This window comes from Dermabacter hominis NBRC 106157 (genome assembly GCF_001570785.1).
GTDB lineage: Bacteria > Actinomycetota > Actinomycetes > Actinomycetales > Dermabacteraceae > Dermabacter > Dermabacter hominis.
The window spans coordinates 302,444-324,539 of record NZ_BCSI01000001.1; the positions used below are offsets into that span (position 1 = coordinate 302,444).

The window sequence follows — 22,096 nt, forward strand, 5'->3', positions numbered from 1 at the left end:
CTGTACTCGCCATGTACTAGTGGAAATCAGGCATTCAGGTTTGACGGATCGATATCGCGTGCGAGCTGGGTCACTGGTTCGACTCCTTCGAGGGTGCCACCGACGATGTGAAGCTCTTCCATTGAGCGTGCCGCGGGCATTACTCGCGCCTCGTACGAACCCACCGCGTTGTTGAATGCCCGCACCGACGAATCGAGCGAACGGCCGAGTTTCGCAAGGTGCCCTCCGAGAGTGCCGAGCCTCTTATGCACCTCTCGACCTGCTTCGAGCACGCGGAGGGCGTCCTGGTTCAGTGCGTCCGTGCGCCACGTGTGGGCGACGGTACGAAGAAGCGCCATGAGGGTGGCGGGGGAGGCGATCACAACGTCGAGCGTGAAGGCGCCATCGAGCAGCCCTGGATCCGCCTCGAGCGCGCCCGCGAGAAGACCGTCGCTCGGCACAAATAGCACCACGAATTCGGGGGAGTCGCCGAGCGAGGCCCAGTACGACTTCGAGCTGAGGTGCGTGACGTGCGAGCGCAATGCCCGCGCGTGTTCCGCGAGGTATTTCGCCCGTTCGCTCTTCTCCGTGGCCTGGGCAGCACGCAGGTACGCATCCATCGGAGCCTTTGCATCCACGACGATCGTGCGCCCGTGGCTCAAATGAACGACGAGATCGGGGCGCTGGTTCTTCTCTCCGCTCACGTTTTTCCCGCTGAGCTGCTCGGTGAAGTCCGTGTGCTCGAGCATGCCCGCAGCCTCGACGATGCGTCGCAGCTGCACCTCTCCCCACTGGCCCCGGCTCGTGGGGGCTTTGAGGGCGGTGACGAGGGCGTTCGTCTCCATGCCCAGATCGCGTGTGCGCTCCGAGAGATTCTTCAACTGCGAAGCGAGGTCACCGTCGGCCTTTTGACGGGCCGCCTCCGTGCGCGCAACCGAGCGTTCCAAACTCGTGAGGGTTTCCGAAATGGGGGAGAGCGTGCGGGCAAGCTGCTCCGAGCGTGCCGCATCGACTGCTTCGCGCCGAGCCGAATCGCGATCGAAGCGTTCCGAAGCGAGCTGCAGCAGTTGCGTGCTCGAGGCGCTAACCGCGCGTGCCGCGAGCGCTTCGATGTCGGTTCCGTTTGCCGAAGCCCTCGCCTCAGCCGCGCGAACCCGCTCGCGCATGAGGATCCACATGACCGCGGCTCCGAGAGCAGCCCCGATGAGCAACGGAAGTAGAACGGTCACAAGAGTCGAAAAGTTCATGCTTCTACCTCACCACGGGGGTGAGACATTTAAAGTGCGGCACGCCCTGAGGAAGGCAAGCGTCGGACCCTGCCCCTAGAATGAAGGGTGTGGCTTTGACAATTGGAATCGTTGGCCTGCCCAACGTTGGTAAATCGACCCTGTTCAACGCGCTCACCCGTGCGGAGGTGCTCGCGGCGAACTACCCGTTCGCGACGATCGACCCGAACGTCGGTGTGGTGCCGCTTCCGGACCCCCGTCTCGCGCGACTCGCCGAAATCTTTGGCAGCGAGAAGATCCTGCCCGCAACCGTGAGCTTCGTGGACATCGCCGGCATCGTGAAGGGCGCGAGCGAAGGCGAAGGCCTCGGCAACAAGTTCCTCGCAAACATCCGCGAGGCCGATGCAATCTGCCAGGTCACCCGCGCCTTCAGTGACCCCGACGTCACGCGTGTTCCCGGCTCCGAGACTCCCGCGGGTGACATGGAGACGATTTCGACCGAGCTCATCCTCGCCGACCTCCAGACGATCGATAACGCCCTTCCGCGCCTCGAGAAAGACACGAAGCGCAAGGTCATCGATGCCGCGATCCTTCCCGAGGTGCTCAAGGCCAAAGAGCTCCTCGAATCCGGGAGCACCCTCTTCCAGGGGGTCGACGGCGCCGGGATCGACGTGTCGCTCCTCAAAGAACTGCAACTCATGACCGCCAAGCCGTTCATCTACGTGTTCAACACCGATGAAGAAGGGCTCGCGGACACCGCGATGCAGGAGGAGCTGCGCAGGGCCGTCGCGCCTGCCGAAGCGATCTTCCTCGACGCCAAGTTTGAGAGCGAGCTCATTGAGCTCGAGGCCGACGAAGCTGCGGAGATGCTCGCCTCAACGGGCCAGGAGGAATCCGGCCTCGACCAGCTTGCCCGGGTCGGCTACGACACCCTCAACCTGCAGTCCTACCTCACGGCTGGGCCCAAGGAATCGCGTGCCTGGACCATCCACAAGGGATGGACGGCGCCCCAAGCGGCAGGCGTGATCCACACGGACTTCGAGCGCGGCTTCATCAAAGCCGAGATCGTGTCTTTCGACGAGCTCGACGACGCCGGCTCCATGCAAGAGGCGAAGGCCCGCGGCAAGGTGCGCATGGAGGGCAAGGACTACGTTATGCGCGACGGAGACGTGGTCGAGTTTCGATCAGGACTAACGTCTGGCGGTAGAAGGTGAGCCGCCCAGTTGTCCAGAGCGATGCGCCGCATGGCGGGTTTGCGATTGTCCCGCCCGGCAAAGTGCTCGACTTCATCGACGGCGCCACGTTGAGGCAGGACACGCCCGAGGAGTATGTCCGTCAGGAGATCCTCAAGTCGCTCGTGCGCGAGTACGGGTACGACAAACGCGACATTCGGGTCGAATTCCCGATCAAGTTCGGTAGTCGACGGGTCCGCGTCGACATCGTGGTGTTCCCGCCCGACCTTCGGGCGTCAGAGCAGACCCAATCAACTGCCTGGCTCATCATTGAGTGCAAGAGCGCCAAGGTCCGTCCCTCAATGAAGAAGGACGGTGTCGAACAGATGCTCAGCTACATGGCCGCATGTCCGAACGTCGAAGTCGGCATGTGGACCAACGGTGAGGATATGGCGAGCTACGCCTTTGAAACGGGGACGTCTGGCCAGCGGGTCTCCGTTGAGATCCCTGACATTCCCCACTGTGGTGACAGTGCTGAGGCGGGCACGCCGCGTTTCGACCAACTGCGCCCGGCTGCATCGGACTCTTTGCTGTTTGCTTTCCGGAGGGCTCACAGCTATATCGCTGGTAATCAGGGGATGCAAAAGCCGGAGGCGTTCTGGGAGCTGCTGAAGCTCATACTTTGCAAGATCCAGGATGAACGTGATTCCAGCTCGCCGCAGTTTTACGCAACACCTAAGGAACGTCAGAACATGACTGGCCTGATGCGGTGCTCCTCGCGGATCGGGAAGCTATTCGAGAACGTCAAGACTCAGTACCCTCAGATTTTCAAACCAGTCGAGCAAATCGAACTCGACCCTAAGGTTCTGGCATACATTGTCACGCAGCTTCAGATGTTCTCGTTGCTTGACTCCGATGTGGACGTCAAGGGTAAGGCGTATGAAGAGGTCGTAGGTTCGAACCTTCGCGGGGACCGAGGAGAGTTCTTCACCCCCCGCAACGTCTGCAACATGATGGTCGAGATGCTGGACCCCAGCGACAAAGACCTCATACTTGAAACTTTCATTCCACGACGGATACAAACGCGCGCGAGCTACGATTTGGCCGCCTGACTGGTTCACTCCGCAATCCATGAGCAATTTGAGAGAATGCCATCCAACCGACGACTTAGGGGCAAGTAATGACTGGCGAAAATAGGCAGCTCGATGCAAAGGAAATAAGCGTCGGCAGGCTACTTAATGATGGAGACTACGAGTTTGTCATCCCTGAATACCAACGCCCTTATGCCTGGGGCGTCGAGTGGAGTGGCCTAAGAATTAGGCCCACTCGGTTTAAGTGTTGACCGTGTTTTCTTGTTTCCATTGTTCCGCGTATTTCCGTGGGCTGAGGTAGCCGAGTGAGGAATGCGGATAGAAGTTATTGTAACGTGATGACCATTGGGCCACGAGTAGGCGGGCATGCTCGAGATTCTCGATACTGTTGTCCTCCAAGAGTTCGTCTCTCATCCGGTTATGGAAAGACTCAACGAACCCGTTATGCCAGGGCTGGCCTGGTGGGATGAATGCCTGGATTGTCTCACCCTCGGCTGCCCACTCCTGGAGCGCATGAGCGATGAACTCGGGCCCGTTATCCATCCGGATCACCCGCGGGCGCCCGCCGTGCTCCAGACAAGCCACGTCAAGGAGTTCGGTCACCGAGACCGCGTTAATGTTCTTGTCGACCGTGAAGGCGAGGTGTTCGCGGGTGTATTCATCGATAATGTTACAGATTTTGATTGTCTTGCCGTGCCAGGTTGAATCGAACTGGAAGTCCAACGCCCACACGTTGTTCGGGTACTGGCCGGCAGGAACATCACGATGGGTATCGGCAGCTAGACGCTTGAGCTTCTTCCTAGGCAAGACACGCAAGCCCTCTTCACGCCAGATCCTGCGGAAAGTCTCGCGGCATATCCCGTACCCTTCGGCGAGGGCGTTTCTCCAGGCGCGCCGGTGTCCCCACCGGCGATGATCCTTAACGAAGTCGTGCATCCACGCCCGTAGGTCCGCGTACTTATCCGGCTTGTTCTCGCGGGTCCTAGCGCGCCGGTAAGCACTGCGAGAGAGCCCAACAATCTGGCAGGCAAGTCTTTGGGAGTAGCCCAGCCCGACCAGATGCCAGACGGCATCATGGCGGCGAGCTGGGCTTAGAAGTTTCCCTCCGACAATTCTTTCCACGCAGCCTTTTCCAGCTCTGCCTGACCTAGGAGGCGTTTGAGGCGCGTGTTTTCCTCGCGCAGGCGCTGGAGCTCTTTCGCCTCGCTCTTGGTCATCGCCCCATAGGTAGCCTGCCACCTGTTCAACGTGGCTTCGCTAATCCCCAACGTGGTCAGGATCTGAGCTGTAGTTGATCCCGATTCCTTCAATTCCCGCGCCCTATCGAGCTTACGAACAATCTGCTCGGGAGTATGCTTGCTGAATTTCTTCACCATTCATCCATTCTCCCCACCCACAGGCAGGGCATCAATGGACAGCACTCAAGTCACCTGGACCTAAAAACCTAGAGCACTCCAGGTTCGGTATGACGTAGTCTGTACTTCGGCGTGTCGTAGATTTGTGAGATTATTCGTGCTAACCACTATATGTGGTGCCCGCAATGTGGGTCAGGACTAGATGTAGGGGTGGGATTGCTGAGGTGCAAATGCTGAGAGGAGAACATGCTGATGAGTGAACGCAGGGAAGGCCGAACACGAAGCGTCGCGGAGGTGCGAGTGCTCGAGGGGCAAGATTCACCTGACCTGGTGTTTTTCTCGAGCGTTTCGGAGAACACCCTCCGCTTCGTCGAGAAGCTCGAGCGCCCGGCGGTGCGGATCCCACTCCGACCGCGCACAGAGGGAATGATCCGAGTGACCAGGCCCTACGTGCTCGTGGTTCCGACCTACGGCGGCGGAGCGCAGGCCGGGGCGGTGCCGCGGCAGGTGATTACGTTCCTGAACGATCCTGCAAACCGCGCGCTGATCCGCGGCGTGATTACCGCGGGGAACACCAACTTCGGTGAGCACTACTGCATCGCAGGACCGATCATCTCAGCCAAGTGCAAAGTTCCTGAGCTGTACCGCTTTGAACTTCTTGGCACCAACCGCGACGTTGCTCGAGTCAAGGCTGGTTTAGACGAATTTTGGGCACGACAGAACACATTAGAAGCAGAAGCAAATGAGGAGGACGTCGCATGACGATCGCCACACCATCAGAAACAACCACCCCCAACACTGCACGGGTTGGCGGGGTCGGCGAGCGGAAGGACTACCACGCGCTCAACGCCCAGCTGAACCTGTTTGCGGCGGACGGGTCGATCCAGTTTGACAAGGATCACGAAGCGGCGGAGGCCTACCTGAACCAGCAGGTCATCCCGAACACGAAGCAGTTCGCTTCGGTGTGGGAACGCCTGGAGTGGCTGATCGAAAACGAGTACTACGAAGCCGAATACCTGCGCGCCTACGACAAGGACTTCGTCGAGCGCCTCCACGAACAGGCCGACGCTTTCGGGCACAAGTTCCAGACCTTCCTCGGTGCGTTTAAGTTCTTCACCTCCTACGCGCTGAAAACCTTCGACGGCAGCCTCTTCCTCGAAAACTTCGAGCAGCGAGTTGTTGCCACGGCGCTGTTCCTCGGTCAGGGTGACGAGGAACTGGCTTCGAAGACGGTCACCGAGATCCTCTCGGGCCGTTTCCAGCCGGCAACTCCGACGTTCTTGAACGCGGGTAAGAAACAGCGCGGCGAGCTCGTGTCGTGCTTCCTGCTGCGCGTTGAAGACAATCTCGAATCGATTGGCCGCAGCGTTAACTCTGCGCTGCAGCTGTCCAAGCGCGGCGGCGGTGTGGCGCTGCTGCTGTCAAACCTCCGCGAGGCGGGTGCCCCGATTAAGCAGGTCGAGAACCAGGCTTCCGGTGTTGTTCCCGTGATGAAGATCCTCGAAGACAGCTTCAGCTACGCGAACCAGCTCGGCGCTCGCCAGGGCGCAGGCGCTGCGTACCTGCACGCGCACCACCCCGACATTATGCGGTTCCTCGACACGAAGCGTGAAAACGCTGACGAGAAGATCCGCATTAAGACCCTGTCGGTTGGGGTTGTGATTCCGGATGTGACCTTCGAACTGGCTAAGCAGAACAAAGATATGCACCTGTTTAGCCCCTACGATGTGCTTCGCGAAACCGGTATTCCGCTTTCGGATCAGTCAATCACCGAGCGCTACGACGAGTTCGTCGCGAACCCGCGGATCCGCAAGACCACGATCAGCGCGCGCGAGTTCTTCAAGACCCTCGCTGAGCTGCAGTTCGAGTCGGGCTACCCGTACGTGCTGTTCGAAGACACTGTGAACCGTGCGAACCCGCTCGAGGGGCACATCAACATGTCGAACCTGTGCTCGGAGATTCTGCAGGTGAACACCGCCTCTGAGTACGACGCCGCAATCGGGTACGAGACGATCGGTCACGACATTTCGTGCAACCTCGGCTCGCTGAACATTGCGCAGGCAATGGCCAGCCCGGACTTCGGCGCAACCGTTGAGATTGCGGTGCGGGCGCTGACGAGTGTGTCGGATCAGACCGACATTCAGGCGGTGCCGTCAATTGCCGAGGGTAACCGTGCGTCACACGCCATCGGCCTCGGCCAGATGAACCTGCACGGCTACCTCGCTTCGCAGCGCATCCACTACGGCAGCGAAGAGGGAATTGACTTCACCGACGCGTACTTCCGCACGGTGACCTACCACGCGCTGCGCGCTTCGAACCAGCTGGCGATTGACCGCGGTGCGACCTTCGCGGGCTTCGAGAAGAGCGACTACGCTGACGGCAGCTACTTCGACCGTTACACGGCCGAGGAGTGGGTGCCAGAAACCGCGCGGGTGCGTGAGCTCTTCGCCGAGGCTGGAGTTGCGCTGCCGACGGTTGCGGACTGGGAACAGCTGCGCGAGTCGATCCGCGAACACGGTATCTACAACGCGTACCTGCAGGCGGTGCCACCGACCGGGTCGATTAGCTACGTGAACAACTCGACGGCTTCGATCCACCCGATCGCCTCGAAGATTGAGATTCGTAAAGAGGGCAAGCTCGGCCGCGTGTACTACCCGGCTCCGCACATGACAAACGACAACCTCGAGTTCTTCGAAGACGCCTACGAAATCGGCGCCGAGAAGATCATCGACACCTACGCTGCTGCGACCAAGCACGTGGATCAGGGTCTGTCGCTCACGCTATTCTTTAAAGACGAGGCGACCACTCGCGACATCAACCGCGCGCAGATCTACGCGTGGCGCAAGGGCATCAAGACGCTGTACTACATCCGCCTGCGCCAGCCCGCGCTCGAGGGAACCGAGATCGAAGGCTGCGTTTCCTGCGCGCTGTAGTCGCGTTCGCGCCCGTGCTGCGCGCGCGGGCGCACCGCGCGCCGTCCGCGCACTCCGCGCACTGACCACCAGACACCACTAGTGAAAGAGCTTTATTGAACTATGACTGATCCGTTGAACACCGACCGCCCGCTGCAAGAGATCTCGGTCACCCCGCCGTCGTACCGCCACGACCCGGCAGCGCGGCTGCGCCCCATTAACTGGAACCGCGTCACCGACGACAAAGACCTCGAGGTGTGGAACCGTCTGACCGCGAACTTCTGGCTGCCAGAGAAGGTGCCGCTGTCAAACGACATCCCCGCGTGGCAGAAAATGACCCAGGAAGAGCGCACCCTCACGATGCGCGTCTTCACCGGTCTGACCATGCTCGACACCGTGCAGGCAACTGTCGGTGAGATCGTGCAGATCCAAGACTCCCGCACCGAACACGAAGAGGCCGTCTACACCAACATTGCGTTCATGCAGTCGGTGCACGCCCGCTCGTACTCCTCGGTGTTCTCAACGCTGACGAGCACCCCGGAAATCGACGACGCCTACCGCTGGGCAGTTGCCAACGATCTGCTGCAGGAACGCTGCAAGAAGGTGCTGCACCACTACTACGGCGATGATCCGCTCAAGCGTAAAGTGTCTTCGACGCTGCTGTCGTCGCTGCTGCTGTACGCAGGGTTCTACCTGCCGCTGCACTTCTCGGTGCACGCGACACTGACGAACACCGCAGACATGATCCGCCTGATTCTGCGTGACAAGGCAGTGCATGGTTACTACTCTGGTTACAAGTACCAGCGCGGACTCGAGACGCAGAGCAAAGAGCGTCAGGAAGAGATGCGCAAGTTCACCTTCGACCTGCTGGAAGAGCTCTACGAGCTTGAGCTGCAGTACTCGGGTGAGCTGTACGAGCCGCTCGGCCTGATGGACGACGTTGCCGTGTTCGTGCGTTACAACGCGAACAAGGCGCTGATGAACCTCGGTTACCCGTCGCGGTTTACCGCTGAAGAGACCGAAGTGAACCCTGAGATTCTCGCGGCGCTGTCACCTGGCAGCAACGAAAACCACGACTTCTTCAGTGGATCAGGATCGAGCTACATCATCGGTAAGGGCGAAGACACCACCGACGACGACTGGGACTTCTAGGCTCAAGGGCTTAACGGCTCGAGGGCTCAGCGGCTCGATTCGGGCCGCACCGTCCGAATAGCGCACCGCGGGTTGGACGCTGGCACACGCCGGCAACCTTCCCGCGGTGCGCTGTTTTGTGCCCGAGCCAGCGCGATTCTTGTCGACTATGATCGACAAAACCTCCGCAAAGTAGCAGCTTGTCGACTATACTCGACAAGACAGGGAGGTTTGTGGTGGACAGAATCATTGAACGCCCGAGATACTTTTCGCGGATCCAGCCCTTTATCGACAAACCCCTCGTGAAGGTGCTCACCGGTGTGCGTCGCTGCGGCAAATCTACGATTCTGCAGCAGCTGCAAGAAGTGATTCGCGCGGGCAGCGCTGATCCACAAGTGTTTGCGATGAATTTTGAGTCCGCTGACGGGCTTCACATCACAGACGCAGCGGCGCTGCTACGGCGCATCGAAGCCGAAAACCTCAACAAAAACACCCGCGCGTATTTCTTCTTTGACGAAATTCAGCAGGTCGCCGACTGGGAGAAAGCCATCAACGCGATCCGCGTCGACTATGACGCAGATATCTATGTCACCGGGTCGAATTCGCGCATGCTTTCCGGTGATCTCGTCACACATCTTGCCGGTCGCTACGTTGAGTTCTTGATCCAACCGTTTTCGTTTGCGGAATTTGTCGAGCTGCACCGCCAAAGCGACCGCACACTGAGCGAACACTTCCAGCACTTTGTGCAGTTCGGCGGTTTCCCGGCGTTGAAATACTTCAACCTCGACCGGGAACCCTCGCTCGACTACCTTGACTCGGTGTACAACTCGGTTGTGCTCAAAGACGTGATTGAGTATCACCAGATCCGCGACGTCGACATTTTTCACCGCATCGTCGGTTACTGCTTCGCAAATATTGGAAAAACCTTCTCGGCGCAGTCACTGGTGCGTTTTTTCAAAAGCGAGGGGCGCACCGTTTCGGTTGATACCGTGTTGAACTACCTTGAGTTTTGCGTGAACGCTTTCTTGATTTATCGGGTTCCGCGCTTTGACATTGCGGGGAAGGCGAGGCTTCGGGCAACTGAGAAGTACTATGCGGTGGATCACGGTTTTCGTGAAACGCTCGGCCTTTCGAACCAGGCCGACATTGAGCTGACCCTCGAAAACATCGTGTGCGTGGAGCTGCTTGCGCGCGGGTACGAGGTAAGTGTCGGAAGAGCCGGCGCGCGCGAGATTGACTTCATCGCCCGCAAAGGTTCCGACACTGAGTACTTCCAGGTGAGTTACCTGCTCGGCAGCCAAAACACCGTCGACCGCGAGTTCGGTGCCTTTCGCGGGGTTACCGACAACTTCCCGAAAACCGTGCTGAGCATGGACCAGTTCGACATGAGCCGCGACGGGATCCAACACAAAAACATTATCGAGTGGCTTGTCGAGCCCTCACCGTTGCACAGCTAGGTGTCATCGCCTAGCCTGAATACCAACATGACCGGTACCGCTACCCATTTTGGTGGGAGCCCAGGGCCGGTCTTTGTTTTTCTCGATCTAGCCGTCATGCTCCTGTAGCCAAATGAGGCCACCCAACGCGCTGGGGCCGTGGCATTATTTAGGTAATCGTTCAGCCCGCTTCGACCATCAGGTTGGAGACGGGCTGGATTTCTTTCGAGGCATGAAAACCCGATGAAGAAGATCAAAAATCCCACCACGGTTGAAGTGCAGATTGCCCTCATGCGCTCACGAGGGATGGAGCTCAACGAATCCCTAGCAAGGCAGTGGCTGTCTAGCGTCTCTTACTACAGGCTGTCCGGGTATTGGTACGCCTACCGGATTCTCCCAGAGCCTGAAGACCCCAAACAGCCGCAACGCGCCGACAGCTTTGTGCGAGGCACGAAGTTCGAAGAAATAGTCGCTCTCTACGAATTCGACCGTAAAATGCGCACACTTATTTACGATGGGATTGAGCGGATTGAGGTTGCGCTACGTGCACGGATCGGCGAACTACTCGTCGCGAAAGGAGCCTTATCTTACAAAGATCCAGGTATCTTTCGTGAGGATTTCCGGCATCAAGACTGGCTAGAGACTGCTGAGAAGCGTGTGGATCGCGAGCGAAAACGTAACCGCGCTGTGGCTCACTACAGTGTCAACTACGGGGATTACCCATTCTGGGTTCTTGCTGATGTCCTTGATTTTTCCGATATTTCCATCCTCTTTGATGGCCTCACTCTTGATGATCAGCGGAGTATTGCACACAGTTTCGGTTTCTTTGGCGACGTCGATCGATTGAACTCTAAGCAGAAGAAGAGCTACTACAACCAAGATCCCCTCGCTCGATGGTGCGAACAACTCACCGTTCTGCGAAACACAGGTGCACATCACGGCCGCGTATGGAACCGCCACTTCACCCCGGCAGCGACGAATGCTTTCCGAACGATACAAGAACTGTCTTGTCTCCCGAAGGGGCAAAGCGGTGGGGTTACCCGCAAATCGTGGACACGTAGTGGAGCTACCTAGTGGTTAGGCAGCTATTCCTTTTCTGCTAGTGATTAGACCAATTTGGTTCTCAAAGTCGACGGGGCTGACCATACCGAGTGCGGAATGTCGGCGTCGACGGTTGTAGACGACTTCAATCCAGTAGGCAACGGCCTTGCGTGCAGCATCACGGGTCGTCCAGCGCTTACGGTCGTAGAACTCGGTTTTAAGCGTCGACCAGAACGACTCAGCCATCGCGTTATCGAAGCACACACCAGTACGCCCCACGGACTGAGCAATGCTCAGGCTGCGGCAAACCTCCCAGAGCTGCTCGCTAGTGAATTGAGCTCCGCGGTCAGCGTGAAACACCAGCCCATCAGGAACGTCACCACGCAACGTGTGCGCCATCCGCAGGGCTCGCTCGACCAGGGAAGTATCTTGAACGCTATCCATAGCCCAGCCCAGCACCCGGCGGGAATGGCCATCGCGGACCGCGCACAAGTACAACCAGCCTTCACCGGTGCGCAAGTAGGTAATATCTGACATCCACACCCGGTTGAGCTCACCAGTATCAAACATGCGCTTGACCAGGTCAGGAAGCGTGGACTTACGCTTAGCTTGAATCGTTGTCACCGGGACAAAGGCCCGCGGTGAAATCCCCTCAATCCCCATCATGCACATCCGTTTAGCCACAGTCTTACGGTTAAGCGCAATGTGGTCGAGTTCCGGTTCAACGTGTGAGGCGGTCGCCGGCGGCTCCGGGGCCAGTCCGATTGGAGCTGATGTTGGGGTGATAGCATGAGTGCAAGCACCTTCGGGAGGTGATCGTGATGTCGTCCATTGTCGTCCGTGGGCTTGATGAGTCGGTCAAGGCTCGCTTGGCTGCTCAGGCCAGGGAGCATGGTCGCTCCATGGAGGCGGAAGTTCGTGACATCCTGACGCGGGCGGCGACCCGTCCAAACATTGGGCTCGCGCTGTTGCGTGCGGGACAGCTGGCCGGTGGGGTCGAAGACTTGCCGATTCCCGAACGTTCTGACCGCGCCCGCGTAGTGGACTTCTCGTGATCGTTCTCGACACGAACGTCGTCTCCGAGGTGCTCAGGCCGCGTCCGGAAGTGAACGTCGTGGAATGGCTGGAATCGGTCACTGATGACGTTGCCATCACCGCAATCACTCTGGCTGAGCTCTTGGCGGGCCTGCGCAGGTTGCCTGATGGTAGGCGAAAGACCGAGCTCACTGGGGCGGTTGAGGGTGCTCTGCGTCCGTATCGCGACACCGGTGCGATTCTTGCCTTCGATGCCGTGGCGGCTCCGCACTATGCCGACACCCTGGCCCAGCGAGAAGCGGCTGGTCTTCCGGTCTCGACTGGGGATGCGCAGATAGCGGCGATCTGTCGAGCCCGGGGAGCGGTCTGTGCGACGCGCAACATCAAGGACTTCCTGAGGACCGGTGTCTCCTTGTTTGATCCGTGGACAGGAACTTCGCACCCCGCTTCGTGACTCGGGCTCGTCGCGGGCCTTGGTTAGAGCTTGCGCAGGATCGGGCAATCGATGAGATCGCTGCGATCAAGCCCTTGCGGGCCGCCTAAGGCTCGCTTGCCACGACCCCTCGGCACCCAGAATGCTTCGCCGCCCCAGAAGCGTGGGGAATGCTTTGCTTGGGGGTGAATCCTGGTGCTGGAATGCTCCTGATGGTCAACGCTGTGCACCTTCGTGAGCTGTCGGTCCATGACGCGGAGGTGATGGCCGAAGTGCTGGCGGACCCATCGCTGTACGAGTTCACCGGTGGGTCCGCCGAGCGCTACGGAGCTCGAGCGGCCGTACGCGATCCAGACTCGGGGCTGCTCCCTCGATGGCTCGAAGGACTGGATCAACTTGGTGGTGCTGCTTGACGCCCAGCCCATCGGATATGTGCAAGCCACTGTTCCCAAGAATGGCGGACCCGCCGAGATTGCCTGGGTGGTCGGTAAGCCGTGGCAGGGCCACGGTTATGCGTCGCGGGCCGCGCAGCTGCTGGTCGATCGGCTCGTTCAACGTGGAGTTCACAGTGTGGCTGCGCATATCAATCCCGATCATCTGGCCTCGCAGGCGGTAGCTGCGAAGCTGGGCATGGTCCCGACCGATGTGGTCGACGGTGAGAGACGGTGGGTGAGCACAGGCGTCTGACCCTGTGGCAGCGGCATGTAAGGCCTGAGGTCAGCTGCCCTGTGGCGAGCCTTCCAAGATCCACCTGACTGCCCCTAATCGTGGCGACCCGGTCGAGTTCCGGTTTGTGTGTAGTTGGCTGCTGCGACTTGGAGCAAGGGGCCGCAGGGGCATTGTGCAGGTGGCTACGCCGACTCGACGCGATCGGCGCGTCTGAACAGCGCCGATAAGGCGATGTGGAGCTCTTCCTCGACGGCGTCAGCCGTGCGTGGGTCATAGAGCAGTTGCGAGCCATATCCCTGCACCAGGGCGAGCCAGATGCGTGCCGCGCGGGTTGGATCGACGGGCTGGATCTCGCCCTCCGCGATGGCGCGTCCGATGAGTGACGCGATGCGCCCCACCAATTCGGCATCCTCCGTGCGCAGTGCGAGGGAAAAGGCCTGATTGGTGTGCGCCAGGTTTCCGAATCCCGTCGCGACGATTTCCTGGCGGCGGCTCCGTTCGTTGAGTGGCAGGATCTGCAGCGTCAGGGCGACGAGCCAGTCCACGAGCGTCGGCTGACTCGGCACGGCGACAGCCGGTGCCGCCGCGGCTGCACGGAAGCGGGCGAGCATCGCCTGGAGCAGCTCGTCCTTGGTGGCGAAGGACTTCTGGACCGCCCCGAGCGACATTCCCGCCTCTGCGGCCACGCTGCGATAGGACACCGCTCCCATGCCGTCGCGAGCCATGACGGCCAGGCCCGCGTCGGCATAGGCCTGCTGCCGTGAGGTCAGTTCCATGGGTTCATTCTGCCTCGGCCTGGGTGGTGCGGGGCCACCACCACACCGCCTGCACTGCCAGCAGGGCCAGGGTGCCGAACAGGCTGATCAGCCCTGCAGTGTCGACCGAATCCCCGGTCAGCCAGGCCGCGTAGTCATAGACCGCGTGCCAGATGATCCCGATCCACAGGCTCCGGCATGCGATCACCATTCCCGCGAGGACGATCCCCACGAGCAGGGCGAGCGCTTGCTGGCCGACGATGTAGACGACTGGCTGGCCGGTGAAGATGTTGCCGAGGTGGAGGAGTGCAAAGATCACTGCGCCTGCGACGATCGCGAACCGGTCGCCGCGCCCCCGCAGGGCGGCGAGCAACAGACCCCGGAACCAGATCTCCTCGTTGAAGCCCACGGCGATCCACAGCGACAGGTACGCCGCTGCCATCAGGGGGGACCCCCTGTCAAGCGATCTCGTCGGAGTTGTCCCCGTGCTCTGAACGGGCTGTGACGGCACCTCGGGGAGCCAAGCGGTGCAGCTGCGACGCGGCCTCGCTCAACGCCCAGCGTGTCCCCGGTGTCGGAACCTGGTTTCGTCGCTCCAAGCATCACCTCAGGAGCTTGCCGGTGAGGTGGTAGGCGTGGCAGTCTCGGCACCAGTAGGAGCGAATCTCTCTACGCTTGTGATTGCCTCGCTCGGCTCTGCCGCCGGCGGTTGCCAGCTCTTCCAGCCTTTTCCTGACTGGCCGTATCCATCGTGGTGCATGCCCGGGATTCTCCTTGACCTCACCCGTGTCGCCGACCGTACGGGCTACCTCTTACAATCCCCGCCCGTCGCCGCAGGGCCGCTGGTCCTGCGGCTCGATGAGCGACGCCGTGCCTGCGGGCGTGCTCCGCTCGCGGGTCATTGGTCTGGCTATACTTGGTGCTCGCTGCACCGCTGATTGCTCGAAGGAGGGTTGTATGGGTTCCTGGGATCCCACGCATGCACTGACGCTCAACGGCGGCGCGTCCGTGACGGAAGTGTGCAAGCTGCTCGATCCGGAGGCGATGCTGCGGCGCGTCCTGTCGGGCATGGATGGTCAGCAGGAGTTCGCCGTCTCCCTGGCACGGTTCCCCGAGGGGACGCGGTTGTGGGGTCCCCGGGCCTCCGGGTGGCCACTGTGCTTCCTGCAGGCGGCGGGGGCAGCGACGGCAATGATGGTCGAAGTGAGCCAGTTCGATGCCTCGGGCGAGCTGGGTCTGTACAAGCTCGGGTGCAGGGGCTCCGACGAACAAGGAGCCGCGCAGCTGGAGGTTCGTTGGCGAGGTCGGGCGGAGACGGTTCCGAAGCTTGAGGTCTTCACTGCGCAACAGGCCGGCGACATCTTCGTCCACTACTACCGGACGGACAGCGTCCCCGACTGGTGTACCTTGCGCCGGTTCGAGTGATCACCGTCCCGGCTGGCGGGGATGCTCGCCGGTTGCCCTTGTCAGGCGCCAGTTTCGATCCTTCGGGCGAGGGGGTAGTCGGTGATCACGCCGTCGCCGTCGACGTCGAGCACAGCGTCGAAGTCCTCGTCCCGTTGATGAAGCGAACCGAGCCGCGATCGATGCTGGCGTAGTACTGCTCCGAGGCGCTGACCTCCAGCGAAGGCAGATCGATCCACGCCATCACCAGCCGTTGTTCAGGTTGGATGTCGAGTAGTCACTGGTGACGACGCCAGCGACCAATAACCATGTGGCCCATGGACCACGCGACGACTGACCAGCGCAGCCCCGCTGCGGGCGCGTCGTCCTGCCGTCCGCCCGCCCGCGCCACCCGTCGCGGGTTCCTCACCGGAGCCGCACTGGTGCCGGTCGCCGCGGGGCTGACGTCGTGCGCCTCGCCGACGCCTCCGGCCCAGCAACCGACGCCGCGACCGACCGTCGCTGCCGTGTATCGCGGCTCAGCCGGATGCGACGGTTGCGCCGAGACGCTCGCGGAACGACTCGCGGGCGCGCCGCTGCACATGGAGGTGACCTTCGTCGGCCCCGACGAGGAGGTTGCGCTGGACGCGGGGGCCCTCGACGGGATCGACCTGTACGTCCAGCCGGGCGGCGGCGACGACATCCCGGCAGCCGCCGCCGAGTTCCCCGCACCGTTCGTCGAGGCGCTGCAGGAGTGGGTGCGCGGCGGGGGCCGCTATCTGGGCGTCTGCATGGGGGCCTACCTGGCTGGCAACGACGGGTTCGGACTCATCCCAAGGCAGATCGACGGTGAGGTCGGGGCGCCGGGGTTTCCCGTGGTGGACAGTGCCGACCACCTGGTCGCGGTCACCTGGGACGGCACCCGACGGTGGACGTACTTCCAGGAAGGTGCCCGACTGCCCGAACGTGGCGCCGTCGTGCATGCCCGCTACGAGACCGGCGACATCGCCGCGGCGCGCTACGTCCTCGGGCAGGGCCGCATCGGCCTGATCGGCCCGCACCCCGAGGCCGACGGCACCTGGCTGAAGGGCAGCGGACTCATCGACGAGGACGGCGACGACTGGGCCTACGCCCTGCCCCTGGTGCGCCAGCTCGTGCCATGAACCCGGGCGCCGGTTCGGCGCGGCAGGATGGGGCCGTGCACCCCGTCCTCAACCTCATCCGCACCCGCATGGCCGCGGGCTCCCGTCCGCTGCACCGGGACGACGACGCCCGCCTCGCCGTGGTGCTCGAGGGCGGCAGCTCGCGAGCAGCCCACGGCGGCAGCATGATCTGTGAGCTGGAGGAACGCGGCCTGCTGGCGGCCTTCGACGCGGTGTACGGCTCGTCGGCAGGAGCCCTCAACGGCGCATGGCTCGTGTGCGAGCGGGCCCGCGCCAACGTCCACGGCTGGTGGATCTCGGAGTCGATGGGCGCCATCATGAAGCCGGGCAACCTCTGGCGGGGCCAGCCGGTGGTCGACGGGGAGCACATCGTCGACGTCGTGTACGAGACGGTCACGCCGATGGGCTTCGACGAGATCCTCGCGAGCCCTGTCGAGTTCCATCCCGCCGGCACCGACGCCGCCGACGTCACCCTCGCCCAGCTCCACGGGGACGCTGGCGGCCCGTACACGGGCTGTGAGGAGGTCTGGTGCCTCGACCACGAGAACATCCCGGTGCCCTGCGAGATGGGCCTTGCCGAGGTCGCCGAGTGGGGTGAGGTCCACGAGGAGGTCGGTGAGACTCTGTGGCCTGCGCTGTGCGCCTGGGTGGAGTCGGGTAACTACACCTCCGTGGGGCGCTGCCTGCCCAGCACTTCCGACTTCGAGGAGCGCTACTGCGGGCAGTGGGAGCGCTTCGACGACTTCGCCGCCCAGCTCGCTGAGGACACCGGTCTAATGGACGGATGGCCCGAGGAGGCTCAGCGGTACTTCAACTGGGAATCATGGACCCGCGACCTGCTGTTCGACCACACCGTCATACCCGCACCCGACGGTGGGGTGTTCGTATTCCGAGACCTGTGACATAAGAGCCCCGCAGCCAGATTTGGTGAACTGGTCCCCGATTGTCGGACTGGTTTGAAAGCCTAGGGCCTAGGCGGCAAGGGTCTGTTCCCGGTATTGGACCGGGGGCAGGCCCTTGTTGCTGTTGTGGGGGCGGTGGTGGTTGAACCAGTCGATGTAGTCGGTGAACTCGGTGGTGAGTTGCTCGACGGTGGTGATCGTGGTCGAGCAGAACAGTTCGTCCTTGAGGTGGCCGAAGAAGCTCTCGATTACGGCATTGTCGAGGCAGTTCCCGCGCCGGGACATCGATCCTCTCGCGCCGGCCTGGCCGAGGATCCTGCGCCATTGCCAGTGCTGATATTGGAATCCCTGGTCCGAGTGGACGATCGGGTGGTCTCCCTCTCGCAGCCGGCCGACGGCCTGTTCCAGGGAGGTGTTGGTCAGGGCCAGGTTCGGTGACGGGCCGATGGTCGCGCCTATGATCTGGCGGTCGAACAGGTCCATGACCGCCGACAGATACACCTTCTCGCCGTCGAGGTGGAACTCGGTGACGTCGGTGACCCACTTCTGGTTCGGGCCAGTGGTGGTGAAGTCACGCTGGAGAAGGTTCGGGAAGGTCTTGCCGACCTCGCCCTTGAAGGACCGGAACCGCTTGCGGCGAATCTCGCAACGCAGCCCGAGGTCGCGCATGAACTTCAGGACGGTCTTCTTCGCGACGATCCAGCCCTGGGCCCGCAGTTTGGCCCAGACCCGTCGATGCCCGAACCGGCGACGCGAGGCCTCGAAGACCTCCCTGATCGCCGCCTTCAACCCAGCCTGCGGGTCCGGGGCGGTGAGGCGGGCTTGGTGATAGAAGAACGTGGATCTCGCCAGCCCGGCCGCGGCGAGCAGATCGGTGAGCCTGTGGTCTGCCTTGAGGGAAACGACGGCCATCACCTTGACCGACGTTGTGGCTCCATCAAGGCCCGCAATTTTCCCAGGTAGGCGTTCTCCGCCCTCAGCCGCTCAACCTCGCGCCGCAGAGTTTCGATCTTGTCGGACGGCCCCGTGGCCGTCTTCCGACCTCGTGGTCTGGGTCTGAGACCGTCTTCGCCCTGCTCGCGCAGGATCCTTCCCCATCTCTGGACGATCTGGGGAGAGGACAGACCGAATTCGATCGCCAGGTCCGTCTTCGGCTCCCCAGCCAGGAAACGCTGCGCGACGGCCACCTTCGTTTCGAACGGATAGACCTTCTTGCCCGATGCCATGACCAGCGCTCCTCTGCCTCGAACACGCCAACGCTGGAACAACTTTCGCACCGGCCAACGACTCACACCAAGCTCAGACGCCACGGCCGTGTCGCCCCAGCCCGCCTCGAACAACCCTACAGCCGCCCGCTGCTGGGCTTGGGTCAGAGAACTACTCGCATACATGAAGACTCCCCGGAAGAAGAAACTGAATTCTCAGTCCAACTTCCGGGGAGCACTTCAGGCTCAGCGGCACCCTGGGACCGGCCGCGGTCGCCTGGCTCGCCGCAGCCGCGAGCCCGCTCGTCGCGACCCTGGCACTGGCGGCCGCTGAGGTCGTCGGGGCCGGAGCCGTGCTCGCCCTGCCGCGCCAGTCCCCGCTCGACGACCCCGGCGCGGTCCCGTCCCCAGGACGCACCCTCGTCACGATCCGGCGATCCGGCCCGCTGCGGCGCACTCTCGTCCTGACCGTCGTCGTCGCATTCTCCGTCGCGGCGCTGCCGATCTATGCCGTCGCGGTCGCGCAGTCCCTGGGCGAGGCGGCGCTGGCCGGGAGCCTGGTCGCAAGCTACGGAATCGGCACCCTCGCCGGCTCCGGGCTGCTCATGGTCCGGCCGCTGCACGGGGACGCCGACAAGCTCACCGGCGTCCTCGCGGCAGTCGTCGCTGCGGCACTGCTCCTGGTCATCGCGACGACGAACTTCACTGCTGCCCTCGTCGCGTTCGGCGCAGCAGGGATTGCGAACTCACTGTTCTTCGCGGCTACGCTCGCGGCTCGGAGCGAGTACGCCCCGCCCGAGGCGCGCGGGCAGATCTTCATCTGGGTCGGCGCGCTGAAGATCGCCGCCGGCTCGGCCGGCACCGCCGTCGCCGGAGCGCTCATCGGCGGCACCGCCTGGCTGCCGGTCGCAATCGTCGCCGCCCTCTCAACTGCTGCAGCAGCGGTCTGTCTGGTCGAGCGGAGTAGGGATCGAACCTGACCCGCGGTCACCGCTCCCCGACGAGCCGCGGGCACCGCAGCAGACGAGGGGCAGCCGGGCATCGGCGCAATCCTGCGCGAGCACCGCGCCGACGTCATCGCGCGGATCCTCCTCCTGCTGGTCACGGTCACTCCAATCGTCCTGCTCTCCCACGACATGGCGGTCTTCCTGGACGACGGGCTCGACCGGCTCGGTGCGCCGCTGGCTCTCTGCGGCGTGCTCATCGCGCTGCTTTGCCGAGTTCGCAAGCTGAGGTTATTCGGCTACGGAACGTGGTGGAGTTCAAATTTAACGTGTGATCACCTGTCTGGCAGACCGTCGAGTTCGGTCGCCTGATGGGAATGATGTCGCCTGCGCAACTGGGCCTGCATTAGCGCTAGACGCGAGTTTCATAATTCCGTAAGGTTACCCTTACCTAGCGGAAGGATCTCCATGAGTGCTACCGCCCCCGCCGTCCCGGTGACGACGACGGCCCTGCACGATGACCAGGACCGCACGACGACCCACGGCGCGCTGCCGCTCGTCGCGTCACTCTACGTCACGCAGTATCTGGGTGTCGGCTTCATCTACGTCGGGCTGGCCGCCATTCTGCGGCACGAAGGAGTCTCCCTCGAGAGCCTCGCGGCCGTCTCTCTGGCGGGTGCAACGTGGGCGCTCAAACCCCTGTGGGCGCCGCTCGTCGACCGGTTCGGCCGGACGAAGACGGGGCATTACCGGAACTGGCTCCTCATCCTCCAGCCCCTTCTAGCCATCGCATGCCTCGCTCTGGTCGCGATCCCGGAGCCCGCTCAGCATCTCGGCCTGCTCGGTGCCGTCATCGCCATCTACACCTTCATCAGTGCCACGCAGGACATCGCCGCCGACGGGCTCACGGCCCGCGCCGTCAACGATGCGACGCGGCCGCTCGCCAACGGCATCGCAAACGCAGCTCAGTGGGTCGGAAACATCCTGGGCGGTGGAGTCATCGTGCTGGTCTTCAACGCCTTCGGCTGGGTCCCGGCGATGATCGCGCTTGCTGGACTCTGCCTCATTCCGCTGCCGCTCACCCTCTGTCATTGCGAGCGCCTCCCCGACGCTCCCGAGCCGCGGCTCGGCCCTGCGTATGCCGCACTCCTGGGGGTGTTCCGTCAACCCGCCGGTCGCATGTGGGGACTCGCGGTGATGCCACTGTTCCTGGCCGGCACCACCGCCGCGTACGGACTCCTTTCGCCTGCGCTCACCGATGCAGGTTGGGGCCTCGACCGCCTCGGCTGGGTGCTCGGCATGTTCCTCGCCGTTCCCGCGGCGGCAGCCTCGCTGATCGTTGGGCCGTGCGTTCGACGATTCGGGGTCTCGCGCTGCCTGCTCACCGCCGGGCTCGTGGATGCGTTCGCCGTGATCGCGCTGCTTCCGCTGGCCTCCGGGTGGGCACCCTTCCTGCTGACCGTGGTGGTCCTCAGCGTGTTCGTGGCGGCGATGGCGGCGGCGAGCACGATCGTCTACACCGTCAACATGTCGTTGGCTCGACCTGGCTCCGAAGCCACCGACTTCACAGTGCTCGCCGCTGTCGCGATGATCGCGAGTTACGTCCTCGGCGCCGCACTCATGTACGCCGCGGGAAGCGTCGGCTACGGCCCGGTCTTCCTGGCGTGCGCCGGACTCGCCCTCATCGGAACGGTGGTCGGTGTCGCGCACGCCCGTCGCATGGAGAGGAGCACCGCATGAGCAACATCACCGTCTCTCAGGGCGACGGCCCGATGCGCGTGCAAGTGGCGCGCTCGGAGCGCATCTCGTCGTGCATCCAACGGGTCACATTCACCGGCGATGATCTCGCTCGCCTTCGCTGGCGTGGTTTCGACCAGTGGGTGCGCCTGTTCCTGCCGACGAGCGATCCGATGAGCCTGGATCACGTGCCTGATCGCATCACCAGGGGGACATACGCGCGTCTGCTGACCGTTCCGGCCAGGCGCCGCCCATCGGTGCGCTCGTACACCCTGCGTGCTTGGCGCCCGGAGGCCGGCGAACTGGACATCGATTTCGTTCTCCACGGCGACAAGGGGATCGCCGGTCCCTGGGCCGCGGCGACGCTCGAGGAATAGCCGTGCCGGCAGATCAAGACGTAAGGCTGGTCCCACGCGATTGCTTCGGGGATGCGGTAGACGAAGGTGGGGTCGAGCCGCCAGTGCAGCACCGTGAGGTCGATCGCGAGCGCACCGGGGATATTGTGCGCGGCGCGACGGTGGGCCTCG

General features: G+C 62.4%; 26 protein-coding genes. 17 read left to right on the forward strand and 9 right to left on the reverse strand.

The features are described from left to right. Positions 1 to 26 precede the first annotated feature (26 nt). Positions 27 to 1,226, reverse strand: a complete 1,200-nt coding sequence (locus DEHOM01_RS01370) for a DNA recombination protein RmuC (protein WP_061211153.1) — start codon at positions 1,224 to 1,226, stop codon at positions 27 to 29. Between the two features lie 89 nt (positions 1,227 to 1,315). On the opposite strand from DEHOM01_RS01370, the gene ychF reads away from it, so the two are divergent. Continuing rightward, a complete protein-coding gene (gene ychF, locus DEHOM01_RS01375) occupies positions 1,316 to 2,419 on the forward strand; it encodes a redox-regulated ATPase YchF (RefSeq protein ID WP_061211374.1) in 1,104 nt (367 codons plus the stop codon). After that, a complete protein-coding gene (locus DEHOM01_RS01380; RefSeq protein ID WP_061211154.1) occupies positions 2,416 to 3,489 on the forward strand; it encodes a type I restriction enzyme HsdR N-terminal domain-containing protein in 1,074 nt (357 codons plus the stop codon). Before ychF ends, DEHOM01_RS01380 begins: the two co-directional genes overlap by 4 nt. Before the next feature lie 219 nt (positions 3,490 to 3,708). Here DEHOM01_RS01380 and DEHOM01_RS01385 read toward each other — a convergent pair whose 3' ends face one another. Both DEHOM01_RS01385 and DEHOM01_RS01390 read right to left on the reverse strand, forming a co-directional pair. After that, a complete protein-coding gene (locus tag DEHOM01_RS01385; protein ID WP_082738630.1) occupies positions 3,709 to 4,590 on the reverse strand; it encodes an IS3 family transposase in 882 nt (293 codons plus the stop codon). Further along, positions 4,560 to 4,844 (reverse strand): transposase, encoded by a 285-nt coding sequence (locus tag DEHOM01_RS01390; protein WP_016664108.1) that lies wholly within the window; start codon positions 4,842 to 4,844, stop codon positions 4,560 to 4,562. Before DEHOM01_RS01390 ends, DEHOM01_RS01385 begins: the two co-directional genes overlap by 31 nt. 225 nt (positions 4,845 to 5,069) lie before the next feature. Here DEHOM01_RS01390 and nrdI point away from each other — a divergent pair, with 225 nt between their 5' ends. The 5 genes from nrdI (at position 5,070) to DEHOM01_RS01415 (ending at position 11,376) form a co-directional block, all read left to right on the forward strand. Further along, positions 5,070 to 5,585 (forward strand): class Ib ribonucleoside-diphosphate reductase assembly flavoprotein NrdI, encoded by a 516-nt coding sequence (gene nrdI, locus DEHOM01_RS01395; RefSeq protein WP_019174207.1) that lies wholly within the window; start codon positions 5,070 to 5,072, stop codon positions 5,583 to 5,585. Further along, complete coding sequence (gene nrdE / locus DEHOM01_RS01400; RefSeq protein WP_016664110.1) at positions 5,582 to 7,756, forward strand: class 1b ribonucleoside-diphosphate reductase subunit alpha; 2,175 nt, start codon at positions 5,582 to 5,584, stop codon at positions 7,754 to 7,756. Before nrdI ends, nrdE begins: the two co-directional genes overlap by 4 nt. 102 nt (positions 7,757 to 7,858) lie before the next feature. After that, positions 7,859 to 8,887: a class 1b ribonucleoside-diphosphate reductase subunit beta gene (gene nrdF / locus DEHOM01_RS01405; protein ID WP_016664111.1), complete on the forward strand. Its 1,029-nt coding sequence runs from the start codon at positions 7,859 to 7,861 to the stop codon at positions 8,885 to 8,887. Positions 8,888 to 9,102: 215 nt separating this feature from the next. Continuing rightward, entirely contained in the window at positions 9,103 to 10,323 is a 1,221-nt protein-coding gene (locus DEHOM01_RS01410) for an ATP-binding protein (protein ID WP_061211155.1), read from the forward strand. Positions 10,324 to 10,545: 222 nt separating this feature from the next. Continuing rightward, positions 10,546 to 11,376, forward strand: a complete 831-nt coding sequence (locus DEHOM01_RS01415) for an Abi family protein (RefSeq protein ID WP_082738631.1) — start codon at positions 10,546 to 10,548, stop codon at positions 11,374 to 11,376. Between the two features lie 3 nt (positions 11,377 to 11,379). On the opposite strand, the gene DEHOM01_RS01420 is transcribed toward DEHOM01_RS01415, so the two are convergent. Then, positions 11,380 to 12,048 carry an IS3 family transposase gene (locus DEHOM01_RS01420; RefSeq protein WP_256365641.1) on the reverse strand — a complete coding sequence of 223 codons (669 nt, stop codon included), beginning with the start codon at positions 12,046 to 12,048 and terminating at the stop codon, positions 11,380 to 11,382. A 116-nt stretch (positions 12,049 to 12,164) separates the two neighbouring features. Between DEHOM01_RS01420 and DEHOM01_RS01425 the strand changes: the two genes are divergently transcribed. The 4 genes from DEHOM01_RS01425 (at position 12,165) to DEHOM01_RS10175 (ending at position 13,498) form a co-directional block, all read left to right on the forward strand. Next, positions 12,165 to 12,398, forward strand: coding sequence for a FitA-like ribbon-helix-helix domain-containing protein (locus DEHOM01_RS01425; RefSeq protein WP_016664115.1), 234 nt, complete (start codon positions 12,165 to 12,167; stop codon positions 12,396 to 12,398). Then, positions 12,395 to 12,832, forward strand: coding sequence for a type II toxin-antitoxin system VapC family toxin (locus DEHOM01_RS01430; RefSeq protein WP_016664116.1), 438 nt, complete (start codon positions 12,395 to 12,397; stop codon positions 12,830 to 12,832). Before DEHOM01_RS01425 ends, DEHOM01_RS01430 begins: the two co-directional genes overlap by 4 nt. A gap of 191 nt (positions 12,833 to 13,023) precedes the next feature. After that, positions 13,024 to 13,224, forward strand: a complete 201-nt coding sequence (locus tag DEHOM01_RS10170) for a hypothetical protein (RefSeq protein WP_227909832.1) — start codon at positions 13,024 to 13,026, stop codon at positions 13,222 to 13,224. Continuing rightward, positions 13,211 to 13,498: a GNAT family N-acetyltransferase gene (locus tag DEHOM01_RS10175; protein WP_232049727.1), complete on the forward strand. Its 288-nt coding sequence runs from the start codon at positions 13,211 to 13,213 to the stop codon at positions 13,496 to 13,498. Before DEHOM01_RS10170 ends, DEHOM01_RS10175 begins: the two co-directional genes overlap by 14 nt. A 164-nt stretch (positions 13,499 to 13,662) precedes the next feature. Here DEHOM01_RS10175 and DEHOM01_RS01440 read toward each other — a convergent pair whose 3' ends face one another. Further along, positions 13,663 to 14,256 (reverse strand): TetR/AcrR family transcriptional regulator, encoded by a 594-nt coding sequence (locus tag DEHOM01_RS01440; protein WP_016664118.1) that lies wholly within the window; start codon positions 14,254 to 14,256, stop codon positions 13,663 to 13,665. A 4-nt stretch (positions 14,257 to 14,260) separates the two neighbouring features. Further along, the gene (locus DEHOM01_RS01445; RefSeq protein ID WP_016664119.1) at positions 14,261 to 14,677 is read right to left on the reverse strand and encodes a CPBP family intramembrane glutamic endopeptidase; all 417 of its coding nucleotides are present in this window, start codon (positions 14,675 to 14,677) and stop codon (positions 14,261 to 14,263) included. Positions 14,678 to 15,192: 515 nt separating this feature from the next. Between DEHOM01_RS01445 and DEHOM01_RS01450 the strand changes: the two genes are divergently transcribed. Then, a complete protein-coding gene (locus tag DEHOM01_RS01450; protein WP_061211157.1) occupies positions 15,193 to 15,660 on the forward strand; it encodes a hypothetical protein in 468 nt (155 codons plus the stop codon). Between the two features lie 41 nt (positions 15,661 to 15,701). On the opposite strand, the gene DEHOM01_RS09905 is transcribed toward DEHOM01_RS01450, so the two are convergent. Next, positions 15,702 to 15,878 carry a hypothetical protein gene (locus DEHOM01_RS09905; RefSeq protein WP_156468276.1) on the reverse strand — a complete coding sequence of 59 codons (177 nt, stop codon included), beginning with the start codon at positions 15,876 to 15,878 and terminating at the stop codon, positions 15,702 to 15,704. 78 nt (positions 15,879 to 15,956) lie between these two features. Between DEHOM01_RS09905 and DEHOM01_RS09910 the strand changes: the two genes are divergently transcribed. Next, positions 15,957 to 16,781 (forward strand): BPL-N domain-containing protein, encoded by an 825-nt coding sequence (locus DEHOM01_RS09910; protein ID WP_061211158.1) that lies wholly within the window; start codon positions 15,957 to 15,959, stop codon positions 16,779 to 16,781. A gap of 68 nt (positions 16,782 to 16,849) precedes the next feature. Continuing rightward, positions 16,850 to 17,683 carry an antirestriction protein ArdA gene (locus DEHOM01_RS01460; protein ID WP_259853775.1) on the forward strand — a complete coding sequence of 278 codons (834 nt, stop codon included), beginning with the start codon at positions 16,850 to 16,852 and terminating at the stop codon, positions 17,681 to 17,683. A 69-nt stretch (positions 17,684 to 17,752) separates the two neighbouring features. Here the strand turns inward: DEHOM01_RS01460 and DEHOM01_RS01465 are convergent, their stop codons facing one another. Then, a complete protein-coding gene (locus DEHOM01_RS01465) occupies positions 17,753 to 18,595 on the reverse strand; it encodes an IS3 family transposase (protein ID WP_016664123.1) in 843 nt (280 codons plus the stop codon). After that, positions 18,595 to 18,909 (reverse strand): helix-turn-helix domain-containing protein, encoded by a 315-nt coding sequence (locus DEHOM01_RS01470; protein WP_082738665.1) that lies wholly within the window; start codon positions 18,907 to 18,909, stop codon positions 18,595 to 18,597. The genes DEHOM01_RS01465 and DEHOM01_RS01470 overlap by 1 nt, the downstream gene beginning before the upstream one ends. Before the next feature lie 332 nt (positions 18,910 to 19,241). Between DEHOM01_RS01470 and DEHOM01_RS01475 the strand changes: the two genes are divergently transcribed. The 3 genes from DEHOM01_RS01475 (at position 19,242) to DEHOM01_RS09920 (ending at position 21,946) form a co-directional block, all read left to right on the forward strand. Beyond that, on the forward strand, positions 19,242 to 19,868 hold the full coding sequence (locus tag DEHOM01_RS01475; protein WP_016664125.1) for an MFS transporter: 627 nt from the start codon (positions 19,242 to 19,244) through the stop codon (positions 19,866 to 19,868). Between the two features lie 432 nt (positions 19,869 to 20,300). Further along, positions 20,301 to 21,572 (forward strand): MFS transporter, encoded by a 1,272-nt coding sequence (locus DEHOM01_RS09915; RefSeq protein WP_156468278.1) that lies wholly within the window; start codon positions 20,301 to 20,303, stop codon positions 21,570 to 21,572. After that, positions 21,569 to 21,946 carry a siderophore-interacting protein gene (locus DEHOM01_RS09920; protein WP_061211161.1) on the forward strand — a complete coding sequence of 126 codons (378 nt, stop codon included), beginning with the start codon at positions 21,569 to 21,571 and terminating at the stop codon, positions 21,944 to 21,946. Before DEHOM01_RS09915 ends, DEHOM01_RS09920 begins: the two co-directional genes overlap by 4 nt. The last annotated feature ends 150 nt before the right edge of the window (positions 21,947 to 22,096 follow it).

Bases quoted from the DNA above. Each gene is read 5' to 3' on its own strand.
- DEHOM01_RS01450 (WP_061211157.1), top strand. From the start codon at position 15,193: ATGGGTTCCTGGGATCCCACGCATGCACTGACGCTCAACGGCGGCGCG.
- nrdF (WP_016664111.1), top strand. From the start codon at position 7,859: ATGACTGATCCGTTGAACACCGACCGCCCGCTGCAAGAGATCTCGGTC.
- DEHOM01_RS01370 (WP_061211153.1), bottom strand. From the start codon at position 1,226: ATGAACTTTTCGACTCTTGTGACCGTTCTACTTCCGTTGCTCATCGGG.
- DEHOM01_RS01390 (WP_016664108.1), bottom strand. From the start codon at position 4,844: ATGGTGAAGAAATTCAGCAAGCATACTCCCGAGCAGATTGTTCGTAAG.
- DEHOM01_RS01415 (WP_082738631.1), top strand. From the start codon at position 10,546: ATGAAGAAGATCAAAAATCCCACCACGGTTGAAGTGCAGATTGCCCTC.
- DEHOM01_RS09920 (WP_061211161.1), top strand. From the start codon at position 21,569: ATGAGCAACATCACCGTCTCTCAGGGCGACGGCCCGATGCGCGTGCAA.
- DEHOM01_RS10170 (WP_227909832.1), top strand. From the start codon at position 13,024: ATGGTCAACGCTGTGCACCTTCGTGAGCTGTCGGTCCATGACGCGGAG.
- DEHOM01_RS09915 (WP_156468278.1), top strand. From the start codon at position 20,301: ATGAGTGCTACCGCCCCCGCCGTCCCGGTGACGACGACGGCCCTGCAC.
- DEHOM01_RS01465 (WP_016664123.1), bottom strand. From the start codon at position 18,595: ATGGCCGTCGTTTCCCTCAAGGCAGACCACAGGCTCACCGATCTGCTC.
- DEHOM01_RS01425 (WP_016664115.1), top strand. From the start codon at position 12,165: ATGTCGTCCATTGTCGTCCGTGGGCTTGATGAGTCGGTCAAGGCTCGC.
- DEHOM01_RS09910 (WP_061211158.1), top strand. From the start codon at position 15,957: ATGGACCACGCGACGACTGACCAGCGCAGCCCCGCTGCGGGCGCGTCG.
- DEHOM01_RS01460 (WP_259853775.1), top strand. From the start codon at position 16,850: ATGGCCGCGGGCTCCCGTCCGCTGCACCGGGACGACGACGCCCGCCTC.
- nrdE (WP_016664110.1), top strand. From the start codon at position 5,582: ATGACGATCGCCACACCATCAGAAACAACCACCCCCAACACTGCACGG.
- DEHOM01_RS01440 (WP_016664118.1), bottom strand. From the start codon at position 14,256: ATGGAACTGACCTCACGGCAGCAGGCCTATGCCGACGCGGGCCTGGCC.
- DEHOM01_RS01445 (WP_016664119.1), bottom strand. From the start codon at position 14,677: ATGGCAGCGGCGTACCTGTCGCTGTGGATCGCCGTGGGCTTCAACGAG.
- nrdI (WP_019174207.1), top strand. From the start codon at position 5,070: ATGCTGATGAGTGAACGCAGGGAAGGCCGAACACGAAGCGTCGCGGAG.
- DEHOM01_RS01470 (WP_082738665.1), bottom strand. From the start codon at position 18,909: ATGGCATCGGGCAAGAAGGTCTATCCGTTCGAAACGAAGGTGGCCGTC.